The 15,218-nt window shown below is 57.1% G+C and carries 12 protein-coding genes and 1 pseudogene; 9 read left to right on the top strand and 4 right to left on the bottom strand.

What is annotated here, in order from left to right; genetic code table 11:
* A pseudogene (locus tag QZL66_RS09590) lies at positions 1-1,145 on the bottom strand (SH3 domain-containing protein); the annotation flags it as partial.
* Positions 1,146-2,027: 882 nt separating this feature from the next.
* On the opposite strand from QZL66_RS09590, the gene QZL66_RS09585 reads away from it, so the two are divergent.
* Positions 2,028-4,442 (top strand): glycogen/starch/alpha-glucan phosphorylase, encoded by a 2,415-nt coding sequence (locus tag QZL66_RS09585; RefSeq protein ID WP_022411499.1) that lies wholly within the window; start codon positions 2,028-2,030, stop codon positions 4,440-4,442.
* Between the two features lie 96 nt (positions 4,443-4,538).
* The gene (locus QZL66_RS09580) at positions 4,539-6,428 is read left to right on the top strand and encodes a glycoside hydrolase family 13 protein (RefSeq protein ID WP_022411498.1); all 1,890 of its coding nucleotides are present in this window, start codon (positions 4,539-4,541) and stop codon (positions 6,426-6,428) included.
* Positions 6,429-6,652: 224 nt separating this feature from the next.
* On the opposite strand, the gene QZL66_RS09575 is transcribed toward QZL66_RS09580, so the two are convergent.
* On the bottom strand, positions 6,653-7,096 hold the full coding sequence (locus QZL66_RS09575; RefSeq protein ID WP_022411497.1) for a DUF3021 domain-containing protein: 444 nt from the start codon (positions 7,094-7,096) through the stop codon (positions 6,653-6,655).
* A complete protein-coding gene (locus tag QZL66_RS09570) occupies positions 7,093-7,545 on the bottom strand; it encodes a LytTR family DNA-binding domain-containing protein (protein WP_022411496.1) in 453 nt (150 codons plus the stop codon). The genes QZL66_RS09575 and QZL66_RS09570 overlap by 4 nt, the downstream gene beginning before the upstream one ends.
* Before the next feature lie 225 nt (positions 7,546-7,770).
* Between QZL66_RS09570 and QZL66_RS09565 the strand changes: the two genes are divergently transcribed.
* Positions 7,771-9,045, top strand: coding sequence for an adenylosuccinate synthase (locus QZL66_RS09565; protein ID WP_022411495.1), 1,275 nt, complete (start codon positions 7,771-7,773; stop codon positions 9,043-9,045).
* A 599-nt stretch (positions 9,046-9,644) separates the two neighbouring features.
* Here the strand turns inward: QZL66_RS09565 and QZL66_RS09560 are convergent.
* Positions 9,645-11,243 (bottom strand): dockerin type I repeat-containing protein, encoded by a 1,599-nt coding sequence (locus tag QZL66_RS09560; RefSeq protein ID WP_022411494.1) that lies wholly within the window; start codon positions 11,241-11,243, stop codon positions 9,645-9,647.
* A gap of 277 nt (positions 11,244-11,520) precedes the next feature.
* On the opposite strand from QZL66_RS09560, the gene rpsF reads away from it, so the two are divergent.
* The 6 genes from rpsF to QZL66_RS09530 all read left to right on the top strand — a co-directional run bounded on the left by rpsF (position 11,521) and on the right by QZL66_RS09530 (position 15,198).
* Positions 11,521-11,811: a 30S ribosomal protein S6 gene (rpsF, locus tag QZL66_RS09555; protein WP_022411493.1), complete on the top strand. Its 291-nt coding sequence runs from the start codon at positions 11,521-11,523 to the stop codon at positions 11,809-11,811.
* A gap of 45 nt (positions 11,812-11,856) precedes the next feature.
* Entirely contained in the window at positions 11,857-12,381 is a 525-nt protein-coding gene (locus QZL66_RS09550; RefSeq protein ID WP_022411492.1) for a single-stranded DNA-binding protein, read from the top strand.
* Between the two features lie 64 nt (positions 12,382-12,445).
* Positions 12,446-12,688: a 30S ribosomal protein S18 gene (gene rpsR, locus QZL66_RS09545; RefSeq protein WP_022411491.1), complete on the top strand. Its 243-nt coding sequence runs from the start codon at positions 12,446-12,448 to the stop codon at positions 12,686-12,688.
* Positions 12,689-12,855: 167 nt separating this feature from the next.
* Entirely contained in the window at positions 12,856-13,629 is a 774-nt protein-coding gene (gene thyX, locus QZL66_RS09540) for an FAD-dependent thymidylate synthase (RefSeq protein ID WP_022411490.1), read from the top strand.
* Positions 13,622-14,296 (top strand): dTMP kinase, encoded by a 675-nt coding sequence (locus tag QZL66_RS09535; protein ID WP_022411489.1) that lies wholly within the window; start codon positions 13,622-13,624, stop codon positions 14,294-14,296. Before thyX ends, QZL66_RS09535 begins: the two co-directional genes overlap by 8 nt.
* Positions 14,290-15,198 carry a DUF2156 domain-containing protein gene (locus QZL66_RS09530; protein WP_022411488.1) on the top strand — a complete coding sequence of 303 codons (909 nt, stop codon included), beginning with the start codon at positions 14,290-14,292 and terminating at the stop codon, positions 15,196-15,198. The genes QZL66_RS09535 and QZL66_RS09530 overlap by 7 nt, the downstream gene beginning before the upstream one ends.
* Positions 15,199-15,218 lie beyond the last annotated feature (20 nt).

Here is a 15,218-nt window from a genome sequence, read left to right as displayed (position 1 = left end):
CTGCCGTTGGCAGCGGTGACCGTAACAATCGTTCCGTTGGGAATCGACCCTACCTTAGAGGCGGAAACAGACGGTGCGCTCCGCATGTTCAGAACCGAAGCCGTTACCTGGTAGCTGCCGGCATAGCGCTCGGAGAAGCCGTCCGTGCCGGAGGCAGCTGCGGTGGTCGTGGTGGTTTCTGCTGCGGTTGTGGTTTCTGCCGGTGCAGTGGTGTCCGCAGCCTTCAGCTGGAGATAATCCATAGAGCAGTAGCCGGTGATTCCCTGATAGGAAACCGCTGCCCAGCTGCCGTTGGCAGAGGAAACTGCAACGGAAGCGCCGTTGGGGATCTCGCCCACCTTCGAACCGGAGGTAGACGGTGTGCTGCGAACGTTCAGTGCAGAAGCAGTTACCACATACGTGCCGGCGTAGCTCTCCGAGAAGTCGGAGGTATCCGGCGTGGTGCTGCCGCCATTGCCGCCGGATGCGGAGGAATCTCCCCAGCCGTAGGAGACAATGGTGTTGTAGGCATTGTTCAGCCGTGTGGTGTAGTAGCTTGAGCTGTTTGCCAGCGCCGTGTTGTGCAGGGTGGACAGCGTGATGTCCCCGTAGGAACCGCTGCCCTTTGCAATGTTCAGAAGCTGGGCGGCGATTCCGCTGCCCCGGTTGTACAGATCTGCATAGTACACCAGCACGCCGGCGTTGATCAGACCGTAGTTCATTCCGGAATTGATATAGCCCTGTACATCATTGTAAGCCAGCGCATCCTGCTTTGCCACGCCTGTTGCGGAGCTGAGCAGTGCAGAAGCTGCGCTGCCCTCCGAAACGGAGAAGGTGCGGTAGCTCCAGTCGGAAGCCGTGATGACCTCCTGATAGAACGTGCCGCCCAGAATGCTCTGTGCAGAAGCGGGGTCTGCCTCTGCGATGGACCGCATCAGCTGAAGCGCACGGTTGGCGTGCCATTGCAGCATGCCGACGCTGACTGCGCCGCAGTCATTGCGGTTGACGGAACCGTAGGTTCCCTCGTTGCTTGTGATGATGCTCACTGCGGCTCTGGTCATTTCGTCCACGGAAACTGCCGATGCCTGCATCGGTACGAGGGCGGAAACAAACAGGGTCAAAAATGTAAGACAGGATAAAACGACTGCCATAAGTTTGTTACGCATACTTTCGCTCCTTTGGTTGTGATCGTTGGTTTGCGTCTACAGCAGTCGTGCTGCATCGCGGTACGGCAGAAAGACCGCCGCTGCAAGGCACGCCGGAATCATGAAGTTTTTCCTCACGCTCAGCGGTGCGGCGCACGCCTGTCCGGTCCAAAGGCGGATCGGCATTTCACGCTCTGCCGGCATTGTCCTGTCGAATCAGAGGATCCGTCGTGAAACAAGACAACCCGCCCCGGGGCATTCTGCCCCGTAGGAACTTGTGCGCCGCCTGCATTGCAAGCTTTGCCAGCCCATGGTATCGGGCGGCAAAACGGCAGGCAGAGAGTCCGCCGGAGGAAACGCAGAACACACCTCCGGACGGACAGTATCACCGTACAAGTAGGTATTATAGCACGTTTGTAACCGTTTTGCAAGACTTTTTCTGGCATGCGCTCGAAAATTCGATGATACTGCACAAAAACACACCCTATAATTTGTGCACATCTATGAAAATCCACCGTGGTTTTTGGCACGGAGCGACCTCAATTTGTAACTTTTTGAAAAAGCAGCACGTTTTTTGTCATCGTTTTTTCCGCCGGCATTTCGTGTTTCCGCAAGATTCTTCAACATTTTATCACAGAATCGGCGAATAAACGACATGGATCAAGAACTTCATCTGTAGTCCGATTTTTGGAAAAAATATCGCAAAATACGCCCCGCCGGCAATCACATATCACGAAACCCATCCCATTTCTTTGAAATATTTAGTGAAATCGGCTATTGCAACAATTTGGAAAATCCGGTATAATAAAAGATGATAGCATGGAGAAGCCGGCGCACCATGCCATTCCTACGTCAAGATTACTGTGATATATGAGATGTTTTTCGCCGGAAGAGGAGGATACAATGGCTTTGAGAAAACAAGAGATCAATCCCCAGAGAGAAGAACTGAAGCAGAAGTTTGTGGACAAACTCCAGCTGGACTGCAGCGTCTCTCCGGACGAGGCTTCGGACAAGCAGATCTATCAGGTGCTCTCTGCGCTGATGGTCGAGAAGCTGAAGCACAAGCGTCAGCACTTTGTCAATAAAACCCATTCTGTTGGCGGAAAGAGCGTATACTATCTGTCCATGGAATTCCTGATGGGACGTTCCCTGAAGACCACGCTGTACAATCTGGAACTGGTGGACGACGTTGCCGCCATCCTCAAGGACTACGGCATCAGTCTGGACCGCATCTATGAGTGCGAGCCGGATGCCGGTCTGGGCAACGGCGGTCTGGGCCGTCTGGCTGCCTGCTATCTGGATGCCATGGCAACACAGGAGATCCCCGCAACCGGCCACTCCATCTGCTATGAGTACGGCATCTTCAAGCAGAAGCTGGAGGACGGCTGGCAGACCGAGGAGCCGGACAACTGGCTCCCCGGCGGCAGCGTATGGCTCGACCCCAAGCCGGACGAGGCAATCGAAGTGCACTTCGAGGGCAATGTGCAGGAATACTGGCAGGACTCCTACCACTATCTCTCCCACGTCAACTACAACACCGTAATTGCAATTCCGTATGATATGTATGTCTCCGGCTACGGCAGCCAGGGCGTTTCCGTTCTGCGTCTGTGGAAGGCACAGGCACCCAGCTTCGACATGAAGGAATTCAACGAGGGCAACTATGAACAGGCGCTGAGCCGCAACTCCATGGCAAACGCCATCTCCAAGGTGCTGTACCCCAATGACAACCATCTGGAGGGCAAGTCCCTGCGTCTGCGCCAGCAGTATTTTCTGTGCGCCGCAGCCATCGGCGACATTGTCAACCGCCACATGAACGTCTACGGCACACTGGAGAACCTCCACGAGAAGGTTGCCATCCACATCAACGACACCCACCCCACCATGGCAATTCCGGAACTGATGCGTGTCCTGCTGGATGACTGCGGCTACACCTGGGAGCGTGCATGGCACATTGTCACCAACACCTTCGCTTACACCAACCACACCGTTATGGCAGAGGCACTGGAGAAGTGGGATGTCAACCTGGTAAAGCAGATCGTTCCGCGTATCTTCCAGATCATCGTGGAGATCAACAACCGCTACTGCGCCGGTCTGATGGAGCGCAACGGCGGCGACAGCGCAAAGACCACCCGCATGTCCATCATCAAGGACAACCAGATCCACATGGCTACCCTGTGCGTCATGGCTTCCCACAGCGTCAACGGCGTTTCCAAGCTGCACTCGGAGATCATCAAGGACAGCGTATTCCACGAGGAATATCTGGACACCCCCAACAAGTTCAAGAACGTCACCAACGGTATCGCATACCGGAGATGGCTGTACCAGTCCAACCCGGGTCTGACCCAGCTGCTGCGGGACAAGATCGGCAGCGGCTTCCTCATGGACGGCAGCGATCTGCGGAAGCTGGACGTCTTTGCCGAGGATAAGCAGGTTCTGGAACAGCTGCGTGCCATCAAGAAGCAGAACAAGGAGCGCTTCGCCAAGTACGTCAAGAAGCATAGCGGCATCCTGCTGGATACCAGCAGCATCTTCGATGCGCAGGTAAAGCGTCTGCACGAGTACAAGCGCCAGCACCTGAACGTCATGCACATTCTGGCACAGTACAACGCCCTGCTGGAAAATCCGGACATGGACTTCACCCCCAAGACCTATATCTTTGCGGCAAAGGCTGCGCCGGGCTACTATCTGGCAAAGCAGATCATCAAGATGATCTGGGCGCTGTCCGAGGAGATCCGCAAGAATCCCCGCATTTCCGAGAAGCTGTCCGTTTACTTCCTCGAAAACTACTGCGTCACCATGTCTGAGCTGCTGATGCCGGCATGCGATATCTCCGAGCAGATTTCGCTGGCTGGCACAGAGGCTTCCGGTACCGGCAACATGAAGCTCATGCTGAACGGTGCGGTAACACTGGGCACACTGGACGGCGCAAACATCGAGATCGGTCAGGCAGTCGGCCCGGAGAACATCCTGATCTTCGGCATGAAGACCGAGGAGGTCAACGCACTGAAGGCACAGGGCTACCGTCCGGAACAGTACTACCAGAACAACCCCATCATCAAGAGCTGCATCGACCGCATGTATGCCGGCATCAACGGCTGCAAGTTCACCGAAGTGGCAGACTCGCTGCGCACCATGGACCCGTATATGGTCCTGGCAGATTTCGACAGCTACTGTCAGGTGCAGGAGCACAGCTCGCAGCTGTACACCGACACCGACACATGGACCAAGATGTCCCTGCACAACATCGCAAACGCAGGCATCTTCTCCGCTGACCGTGCTGTCAATGAATACGCAAAGGATATCTGGAACATCCGGTAATCCCATTGCATCCAGCGATTGAAACAAAACGGGACAGGGCAGGCAGGTTGGCCGGTTCTGTCCCGTTTTTCCACAACCAGAAAGGAGTCTTTTTCCATGGCATATCTCTATCACAGCTGGGACGAAGCCTATAAGTCGCCTTTCGGCGCAATCCGCCGGGACGAGGAGTGCCGCTTTACCATTCGCCTGCCGGAGGAAACCCCTCTGGACTATGCCCCGGTTCTGGTGGTATTCCGCACCGGTTTCAAGGAGCGCTTCCTCCCCATGTGCGCCCTGGGCAGCGAGGCGGGCTGCACCATCTATTCCACCACGTTCCGCCCCAAGTACGAGGGCGTGCACTACTACTATTTCGCCTATACCAGCAGCGGCGTACGCCACTACATCAAGCGTGGCGATGCCTGTCACGGCACGCTGGACAACGGCGGGATGTTCCAGCTCACCGTCTTTTCCCAGCACTACCAGACCCCGAAATTTCTCAAGGGCGGCATCATGTACCAGATCTTCCCCGACCGCTTCTGCAGCAGCGGCAAACCCCACGAGAATGTCCCCACAGACCGTGTCATGCGGCAGTGGGGTGAAACGCCCTACTACCGGCCCGATGAGCACGGCCACGTCTGGAACAACGACTATTTCGGCGGCGATCTGGAGGGCATCCGGAGCAAGCTGGACTACCTGAAGGATCTGGGCGTCACCTGCATCTATCTGAACCCCATCTTCGAGTCCCACGAGAACCACCGCTACAACACAGCGAACTACCGCAAAGTAGACCCCCTGCTGGGCACCAACGAGGACTTCCGCACCCTCTGCGAGGATGCGAAAAAGCATGGGATCTCCGTCATTCTGGACGGCGTTTTCTCCCACACCGGCGCAGACAGCATCTACTTTAACAAGTTCGGCAGATACAGCGAACCCGGCGCATACCAGTCGGAGCAGAGCCCCTATTATTCGTGGTACCACTTCTGGGGCAACAAGGAGTATGAGTCGTGGTGGGGCATCGACACCCTGCCCAACGTGGACGAGAACAACCCGTCCTATACCAAGTACATTTGCGGCAAGGGCGGCGTGCTGGAATACTGGCTGAGTCTGGGCGCTGCCGGCTACCGTCTGGATGTGGCGGATGAGCTGCCGGATGAATTTCTGGACAACCTCCGCACCTGCGTCAAGAACTATGACGAGGAAAAGATCGTCATCGGCGAGGTCTGGGAGGACGCTTCCAATAAGGAGGCATACGGTGTCAAGCGGCGGTATCTGCTGGGCGACCAGCTGGACAGCGTGATGAACTACCCCTTCCGGGAGGCGATCATCGCCTACATCAAGGGCGAGGCTGTCACCACCTTCCGTGACCGTATCATGGGCATTCTGGAGAACTACCCCAAGTGCACCGTGGACGTTCTGATGAACTTCGTGTCCACCCACGACATCGAGCGTGCCATCAACCGCTTCGGCGGTCAGCCCTGCGACGGCAAGAGCAAGGACTGGATGGCGCAGAACAGCCTCTCGCCGGAGGAGTACCAGCGGGGCAAGACGCTGCTGAAATGCGCCATGGTGCTGCAATTCTTCCTGCCGGGCGTGCCCAGCATCTACTACGGCGATGAAGTGGGCTTGCAGGGCTGGAAAGACCCGTTCAACCGCCGCTGCTTCCCGTGGAGCAACGAGGACACCGAACTGCTGGAATTCACCAAGCAGCTGGGCAGCATCCGCCGCTCCTGCGAGGCATTCGCAGAGGGCAAGATGGAATTTCTGGTGCTGGAGGACAATCTGGTGGGCTTCTCCCGCTACGATGCTGAGACCGGCAACAGCGCCATTGTCCTGCTGAACCGTGGCGGGACAACCGGCATGGTCTCCCTGCGGGACAAGTGCTTCGCAAACTATGCGTTCAGCACCGTCATCAGCGGCATCTGCGATGGCGACGCCATCATCCTGCCGGCATACAGCTATGCGGTCATCAGCGCCGTTCGTTCCGTCCGGAGCGAACCGGCAGAATAAGAACCTGTCTTCACAAGAAATATACGTGGATTTTCGAGCATAATTTTGTTGCAGACAAGGCAAAAATACGCAGGCGGGCTGTCGCCCGGCAAGTATTTTTCACGCAGGATGCAGCAAAATTTGCCGAAAAGACACGTGGATACGCTTGTGAAGACAGGTTCTAACCCAAAACTCCCCATACGACAACACAACGGGCGGCGTGCGCGGTGCACTCCGCCCGTTTTTTATTGCGGCAGATTCCGGTTGATCTTCTCGATCTTCCGCCGGTAGGAAAAATACTGGCTCAGCCAAATGCTGACATAAATGGCGAGGAAAATGCCCAGATAGGACAACGCTCCCCACAGATTCAGTCCGCACCATCCCAGCAGCAGCGACACCACCCAGAACGTGGGCGTTGTGATGCAAAAGTGCGTGGCGGTGGCTCGAAGCAGACTCCACGACTCCACCTCCCAGATGACCGAACTTCCGGCAAAGACCGCCCCCACCAGTCCGGACAGGAAAAACTGCACCGCCGCTCCGGCAACCTCCGAGCCAAACCGGGCGGCGCAGTCCGGCGCACAAGGAAAATATTCCCCAAAGCAAACGGCAAAGATCAGAAGAATCCCGTTGCTGATGCAGACCCCCAGCGGAAAGCCCAGAGCACTGCGCAGCAGAATTTGTTTTTTCATGAAAAAGCCCCCTGTTCTAGTATAGATTTGATGTGATTGACATAGCGTCTGGAGACATACGCCGTTTCGCCGGTTTTCAGTTGCATGCCGATGGTGCCGGCAATGCTGAGATCCAGCCGCCGGACAAAGCGCAGGTTGACGATCTCCGACTTGGAGATGCGCACAAAATACCGCCGATCCAGAATCTGTTCCAGCTCATACAGCCGCCGGCGCAGCAGAAATTCGCCCTGTGTGGTCTGGGCGTAGACTTTTTTCGCTGCCCCGTAGACCCGCACCAGCTGGGTCTGTTCCACGAGCACCACGCTCTCCCCGTCGCAGCAAGCCAGCATCTGCGGCGACTCCTCCGACAGCAGCCGCACCGCCTGCTGCACCTCCCCGGTCATTGCCGCCGTGTAAATTGCCGCCTCCGGCTCGGCATAGCGGCGATCCAGTTGCACCTTGACTTTCATTCTGTCACCCCCTCGCCTCCTATCATAGCACATTCCCCGCATCGCAGCAACCATTTTGCGACATACGGCGGTTTTCCCGGGACAAACGGCGAAGCGGTTCGGCAGAAAAAGAAAAAAATCTGCAAATTCTATTGCAATTCGTCGGAAATCCTGCTATAATAGAAAGGTATGCTGCAGCGTGCGCTGCATTCGAAATTTTGATGTTTGGAAAAGTGAGGAGTTCTTATGCCTGCAAATATTGTAGTCGGTTCCCAGTGGGGCGACGAGGGAAAAGGAAAAATCATTGACATTATGGCATCCCGTGCGGATGTCGTTGTCCGTGCCACCGGCGGCAACAACGCCGGCCACACCGTGGTCAACAACGGCGAGGTGTACAAGCTGCACCTGATCCCGTCCGGTATTCTCTATCCCGACACGCTCTGCCTCATCGGCGCCGGCGTTGTTCTCGACCCGAAGGACTTTACCTCGGAGCTGGACAGTCTGGAGAGCCGCGGCATTTCCACCGCAAACCTGAAGATCGATCCCCGTGCCCACGTGGTAATGCCGTGGCACATTGCGCTGGACGGTCTGTCGGAAAAGTTCCGCGGCAACTCTGACATCGGCACCACCAAGCGAGGCATCGGCCCGACCTACATGGACAAGTACGAGCGCTGCGGTCTGCGTGTTTACGATCTGGTGCATCCGGAGATCTTTGCAGAAAAGGCACGCACCACCGGCGCACTGAAAAACAAGATCATCACCGCAGTTTACGGCGGCGAAGCATTCGATCTGGACGCTGTCATTGCAGAGTACACCGAGTATGGCAAGCGCCTTGCCAAGTATGTGGCAGATGTTTCCGTCCTGACCTATGAGGCAAACAAGGCGGGCAAGACCATTATGTTCGAGGGTGCGCAGGCAACCCTGCTGGACATCGACTTCGGCACCTACCCCTATGTCACCTCCTCCCACCCCATTGCAGCCGGCGCATGCATCGGCACTGGCGTTGGCCCGAAGATGATCACCAACATCATCGGCGTTGCCAAGGCGTACACCACCCGTGTGGGCAAGGGTCCGTTCCCCACAGAGCTAAACGACGAGACTGGCGACATCATCCGCAACAAGGGCGGTGAATTTGGCACCACCACCGGCAGACCCCGCCGGACAGGCTGGTTCGATGCTGTCATCGTGCGCCACTCGGTACGCACCAACGGTCTGGACGGTCTGGCAATCAACAAGCTGGACACCCTCAGCGGCATCGGCACCCTGAAAATGTGCGTTGGCTATCAGAAGCCGGACGGCACGGTTCTGAAGGACTTCCCGCCGACACTGGAATCGCTGGCAGACTGCGCCCCCATTTACGAGGAATTCGAGGGCTTCAACGAGGACATCTCCGGCTGCAAGAGCTTTGACGAGCTGCCGGAAGCCTGCAAGAAGTACATCGCACGTCTGGAAGAGGTCTGCGAGTGCAAGGTTGTCATGGTCGGCAACGGCCCGGACAGAAGCCAGATTCTGGAACGGTAAGCATATCGAAAGATAAAACACAACGGCTGTCTGCCGCTCCGATTGTCCCCATGGGGGAGCAGGAGCGGCGGACAGCCGTTTTTGGGCGCGGGCAGTTCGGGTGGTTTAATTTGATTGCATATGGCTCCCCTGAAAGGGGAGCTGGCAGTGCGCAGCACTGACTGAGGGGTCTCCGCTTGTATTAAAAACACGATAAAAAGATTTCACGAAAGTACCCCTCCGAGCGGCTCCGCCGCCCACCTCCCCTTTCAGGGGAGGCTAAAAATACCACACACTGTATTTGACCAGTTTACATCAAGGGAAAGCCCCATTGAAAACGTTCCACCGGAACGTTTTCAAAATATCGGCACTGCAAACGGGACACAGGGCGGAGCGGTCTTGTTCGCTCCGCCCTCGAAAAGCTGTCGCTTTTCTCACCCACCTTCCCCGTGCGCCAAAAGCATTGGCGCAGGGAATTTCGCTGTCTGCGGACAGCGACTCAGGAGGCTCCTCGCCTTCTGAGAACCTCTCGCCAGCTGTGCTCAGCTGGAGCAGCCTGATGCGGTCAAACGGTTCGGATGCGTTCTGTTTCCTGCGCATGCGATACCATATCCCGTCGCTTAAAACCGTCCTGCGTCGTCCTTGATCTTACTCCACATATAGCGCAGCATCCAGCCATCAAAATCCGTGATCTTCATTGCAGACCCCGCCATCATCAGAGAGTTCTCGCCGCCGGGGAAGCCTCCGGGCGGGAAGCCGTTGGATTCGCCCTCGCCGCCGTAAAAGTCTGTCATGCCGAAGCCGTGACCGATCTCGTGTTCCAGCACATGAATGCCGGAGCCGTCCAGCATGTTGAGGTACGCCGTATCCGACAGGCGCTGTCCCCAGTCGCCGCCGCATCCGCCGATGTTGGGAAAGCCCTGTGTGCCCCAGAGGTACATGTCAAAGCGTTTGTCCAGTCCGCCGGGATAGCTGTAGCTGCTGTCGGCAAAGTGGTCGAAGCGGGAGAGCGCAGACGGCGCACTGGGCAGCTTATCCGGAATGGTGTCCACGCCGTTGGAGGTGTCGTAGGTGCTGTCGTAGTCGGAGATGAGGCTGTCATAGACCACCTCATCCGGCTGGAGATCCTGCAGGACGGATTTGTCCAGCACTGCCCAGCCCACAATTTTCACATCGATGTGGTCGTACTTCCAGCCGTCCCAGCCCTTGAGCCAGTCGTTCCAACCGTTGATGCAGTCGCTCACCAACTTCTCGAACTGCTGGCGCTGTTCCAGTGTCAGGGTGCGGTAGGACTGCCACCGCACCACATAGTTGATGGTGCCCTCGCCGGCGACGATCTGGTCAAAGATGGTGTTCCGGCGCTCGGTGGATTTCTCCGCAACAATGCGGTTGTTCCAGATCCAGTCCGCTGCATCGGTGTAATCGCTGGGAAAGTCCGCCATGGTCAGATCCTGGCGGGACGCTTCCGTGGTGGTGGTCGCAGCAGCGGTTTCCGTGGCGGTCGTTGTTGTGGTCGTTTCCTGCGTCGTTGTGGTCGTGGTCACAGCCGGCGGAACCAGCGTGTTCTCCGGCAGCCGTACCGCTGCCATGGTGACCGCCTTCCCCAGCAGATACTGCTGGAGCAGCTGCACATCTGCTCCGTTCAGCACACCGTCTCCGTTGGTGTCGCCCACGGTCTGCTGCGCAAAATCTGCCGTGCCGTTTTGTACCGCCTGACGAAGCTGTGCCAGATCGGCGCCGTCCGCCACGCCGTCATGGTTCCAGTCGCCCATGTGGAGATTGGTCACCGGCTCCGGTGTCACCTGCGCATAGACCGGCGACTCCACACCGCTGCGGAATCCCCGCAGATAACCGTCCTCATCCAGTTCAAACTGCCCGGCAGCTGTGGAAAGCTCCAGCCGGTTTTCCCCGGCGTTTTCCGTCAGGTAGTATTCCCCCTGAGAGAGGGCGGATTTGATGGTGATGCCCAGCTCTGTCTCCGTGAAATACCACGTGTTATAAGGTGCCACGCCGTCTGCGTCGTAGAACCCGACCTGTGCGCCCTCGCCCTCCGTGCCGCCGGACACGCTGAGGTACTGCCCTGCCGCATTCCGCAGCACGTACCCCGTCCATGTGTTGTACTCCGCCGACGATGCCGCCACCACGGGAAGGGATACCACGGTGAGGGCTGCCGCTGTGAGCACAGCAGCGTGCCGGCGAAACAATTGCTTTTTCTGCATAGCCACTCCTTTCGCCTTGTCAAAATTTCGAAATCGAATATTTTTATTATAGCACACAAATTATACGAATGCAACAGTTTTTTCTTGATTCTGAAATGCTTTTTGTAAGATGTTACAGCAAGATTCTGCTGTTTCGGTGCGATTCCGGGGAGAAAAGCCGGCGCAAAAAAACTTTTGCAAAAGGGCTTGACTTTTTCGGGCGGTTTTGATATAATAGATGTGTTATCCTTGCTTGTACCTTTGGTGCAGGCGAAATCCAAAAGGAGGTGTATTGAGTATGGCAAAAAAACAGGAATCCTACGAGCTGATGACGGTTTTCAGTCTGAAGGACGGGGAAGAGGCTGCCAAGGAGCTGGTTGAGAAGTTCCGTGAGAAGATTGCATCGGATGCCACACTGGATGAAGTAAACGAGTGGGGCAAGCGCAAGCTGGCTTATCCGATCAACGACGAACCGGACGGATACTACACAGTATTCACTTTCACTTCGACTCCGGACGTTCCGGCAGAGATCGAGCGTGTTCTGAACATCACAGACGGCGTTCTGCGTTCTTTGGTCACTGTAAAGTAAGCACGAACATTTCAACTTGAGAGAGAATTCAGAAAGGAACCAGACATGCTGAACAAGGTTATTTTGATGGGACGGCTCTGTGCGGATCCGGATTTCCGCCAGACAACCAGCGGTGCTTCGGTCTGCCGCATCCGTGTGGCAGTAGAACGCCGGTTTGCCAACAAGCAGACAGGCGAACGTGAGGCGGATTTCATTAACGTGGTCTGCTGGAGACAGCAGGCGGAATTTGTGAGCCGCTATTTTCACAAAGGAAGCATGGTTATCGTAGAGGGAAGCCTCAGAAACAGCGACTATACCGATCAGAACGGTGTAAAGCATTACAGCATGGAAGTTCAGGCAGACAACGTATCGTTTGGCGAGTCCAAGCGTGCAGCACAGGAAAACAGCGGCTATCAGGGCGCATACCAGCAGCCCGCTTATGCACAGGCGGCGCCTGCATCTGCTCCCGCACAGCCCGCAGCTCCGGCACCTGCGCCGGCAGCAGCGAGTGCCCCGTCTTCCGGCGCATTGCAGCTTGGCGACCTCGGCGATTTTGAAGAAATCCTGAGCGACGGCGAAGTTCCGTTCTAAGCAATTCCTCCGTTGAAGTAAGCTGAAAAAAATACCGCATTGCAGATAGGAGGATTATCATATCATGGAGAGAGAAAGATCTCAGCGCGGCGGCAAGCGCCCCCGCAAAAAGGTTTGCATGTTCTGTGTCGATCGTGTAGAGCGCATCGATTATAAGGATGTTGCAAAGCTGAAGAAGTGCATGACCGAGCGTGCCAAGATTCTGCCCCGCAGAGTTACCGGCACCTGTGCATTCCACCAGCGTGAGCTGACCACTGCCATCAAGCGTGCAAGACACATTGCACTGCTGCCGTATGTCAGCGACTAAGCGCACCAATCATATGGAAAACGAGAGCGTTCCGATGCAAGTCGGGGCGCTTTTTTGTATGCCGGCTGCGGGGCAAAAAGTTGACTTTATCCTGAAATAATGGTATAATAATTGAAAACAGCGGAACGCCGCAGCCTGCGGTTTCCGAGAAAGAAGGAACAACAGCGATGACACCGAAAGTGGTTTTGCTGGCGCACACCCCCACACCGGAACAGACTGTCGCAGCTGCCGCAAGGCTCTGCTATTCAGACACCGATGTGGAAGCCCTGAGGGAATCCATCTCGCAGGAGCGTGCCGAACAATTTGTAGAAATGCTGGACGGCTTCGGCCATGAGAGTCCGGTGGAACACGTGACCTTTACCTTCGGCATCGAGGGCGTGTCCCGCTCGTTTCTGGCGCAGGTGACCCGTCACCGGATCGCCTCCTATTCTGTCCAGAGCCAGCGCTATGTGCGGCAGGATCCATTTGTCTATATCACGCCCCCCGCCATTGCCGCCGATCCGGCGCTTCTGGCGGACTACCAGAACGTCATGCAGCAGGCCATCGACAGCTACAACCGGCTGGCAGATGCCCTCGCCGCAAAGTACGTGCCGGAATTTCTGGCGCAGGGACTGCCGGAAAAGACCGCCCGCACCAAGGCGGAGAAAAAGGCCATCGAGGATGCACGCTATGTGCTCCCCAACGCCTGTGAAACCAAGATGATCCTGACCATGAATGTCCGCAGTCTGCGGAACTTCTTCCGGCTCCGCTGCTGCAACCGGGCGCAGTGGGAGATCCGTGCTGTTGCCACGGAGATGCTCCGGCTCTGCTGCCAGACTGCCCCCGCCCTCTTCACCAGCGCAGGCCCGTCCTGCTGCTGCGGCGGATGTACCGAGGGCAAGATGAGCTGCGGAAAAGCCAGAGAAGTCCGGGAAAAATTTGAGGTGATACGCCATGGATAAGGGGAAACTCATCGTGCTGGACGGACTGGACGGCTGCGGAAAGTCCACCCAGTTTCAGGAATTGCAGCAGCTGCTGCGGAGCGAGGGAAAGCCCGTGAAAGCCATCAGCTTTCCCATGTACGACAAGCCCTCGGCAGCGCTGGTCAAGATGTATCTTCAGGGCGACTTCTCCAGCACCCCCGGCGGCGTGAACGCCTATGCCGCCTCCAGCTTCTACGCCACAGACCGCTACGCCAATTACAAACTGGACTGGGAGCAGAACTACCGCAGCGGCGAATGGGTGCTCGCCAGCCGCTATACCACCTCCAACGCCATCCACCAGATGAGCAAGCTGCCGCCGGAACAGTGGGACAGCTATCTGGCATGGCTGGAGGACTACGAATATGACAAGCTGGGACTTCCCCGGCCGGATCTGGTGCTGTTTCTGTCGCTGCCGCTGGAGCTTTCCCAGCAGCTTCTCGTCAAGCGCTACCACGGGGATGCCTCGAAAAAGGACATCCACGAGGCAGACCTCGCCTATCTGGTGCAGTGCACCAAAGCGGCGGCGTATGCCGGCGAGAAGCTGGGCTGGCACTGCATCCCCTGTTCGGACGGCAGCCGGCTCTATCCCATCCCGCAAATTCGGGACAGCCTGCGGCAGACGATTCGGGAGGTGCTGGGATGCTGAGTTTTCACGAACTCACCCTTGCCGACCGTCCGTGGGTGCAGCACGCACTGGAACAGTCCCAGTTCATGGGCTGCGAATACAGCTTCGCCAACAATCTGGCGTGGCGGCGTGCGGCGGACTCCCGCATTGCCCGGCTGGACGATTTCTATCTGATCTGCGCCTTTGACACGGAGGACGGCGCACCGCACTTCACCTTCCCCGCCGGCTCCGGCGATCTCGCCAGGGCGGTGCGGGCAATGGCAGAGGTTGCGGCGGCGCTGCATCAGCCGCTGGTCATCGGCGGTCTGACGGCGCAGACGCTCTCCCGTCTGGAGGCGTGCTTCCCCGGCTGCTTCACCCTGGAAAACCAGCGGGACAGCGCCGACTACCTCTATGACACACGGGAATTTATCGCCCTGTCCGGAAAGAAATACCACAAAAAGCGCAATCACATCGCACAGTTCGCCAAGTATGGCGCTGTGTTCTCGGAGATGAAGCCCGCCGATTTTGACGAGTGCATCGCCTTCGCCGCCAACAGCTACAACCAGCGGGACGGCTACACCGATGCCTCCAGCGTGGCGGAGCAGTTCGCCATCCACACCTTTTTCACCAACTTTGCGGCGCTGGGGCTGAAGGGCGGTGTGCTGCGCATCGCCGGAAAGCTGGCGGCGTTCTCCATCGGCGAACCCATCAGCCGCAGCGTCTTTGGCGTACACATCGAAAAGGCAGACATCCAATATCACGGCGCATATCCCGCCATGGCGCAGCAGTTTGCCGCCCATTTTGCGCAGGATTACGCCTACCTGAACCGAGAAGAGGATCTGGGCATTCCGGGGCTGCGCAAGTCCAAGCTGTCCTACCATCCGGCGCTGCTGCTGGAAAAGTGGACGGCGACCTGCCGGACACCGGAACGGCTCCTATAAAGCTTGTTTCGCATCTTTTT

It is taken from the genome of Ruminococcus sp. CAG:330 (assembly GCF_000437175.1).
In the GTDB taxonomy this organism is placed as follows: domain Bacteria; phylum Bacillota; class Clostridia; order Oscillospirales; family Ruminococcaceae; genus Ruminococcus_C.
This window is presented reverse-complemented; position numbering and strand designations above follow the sequence as displayed.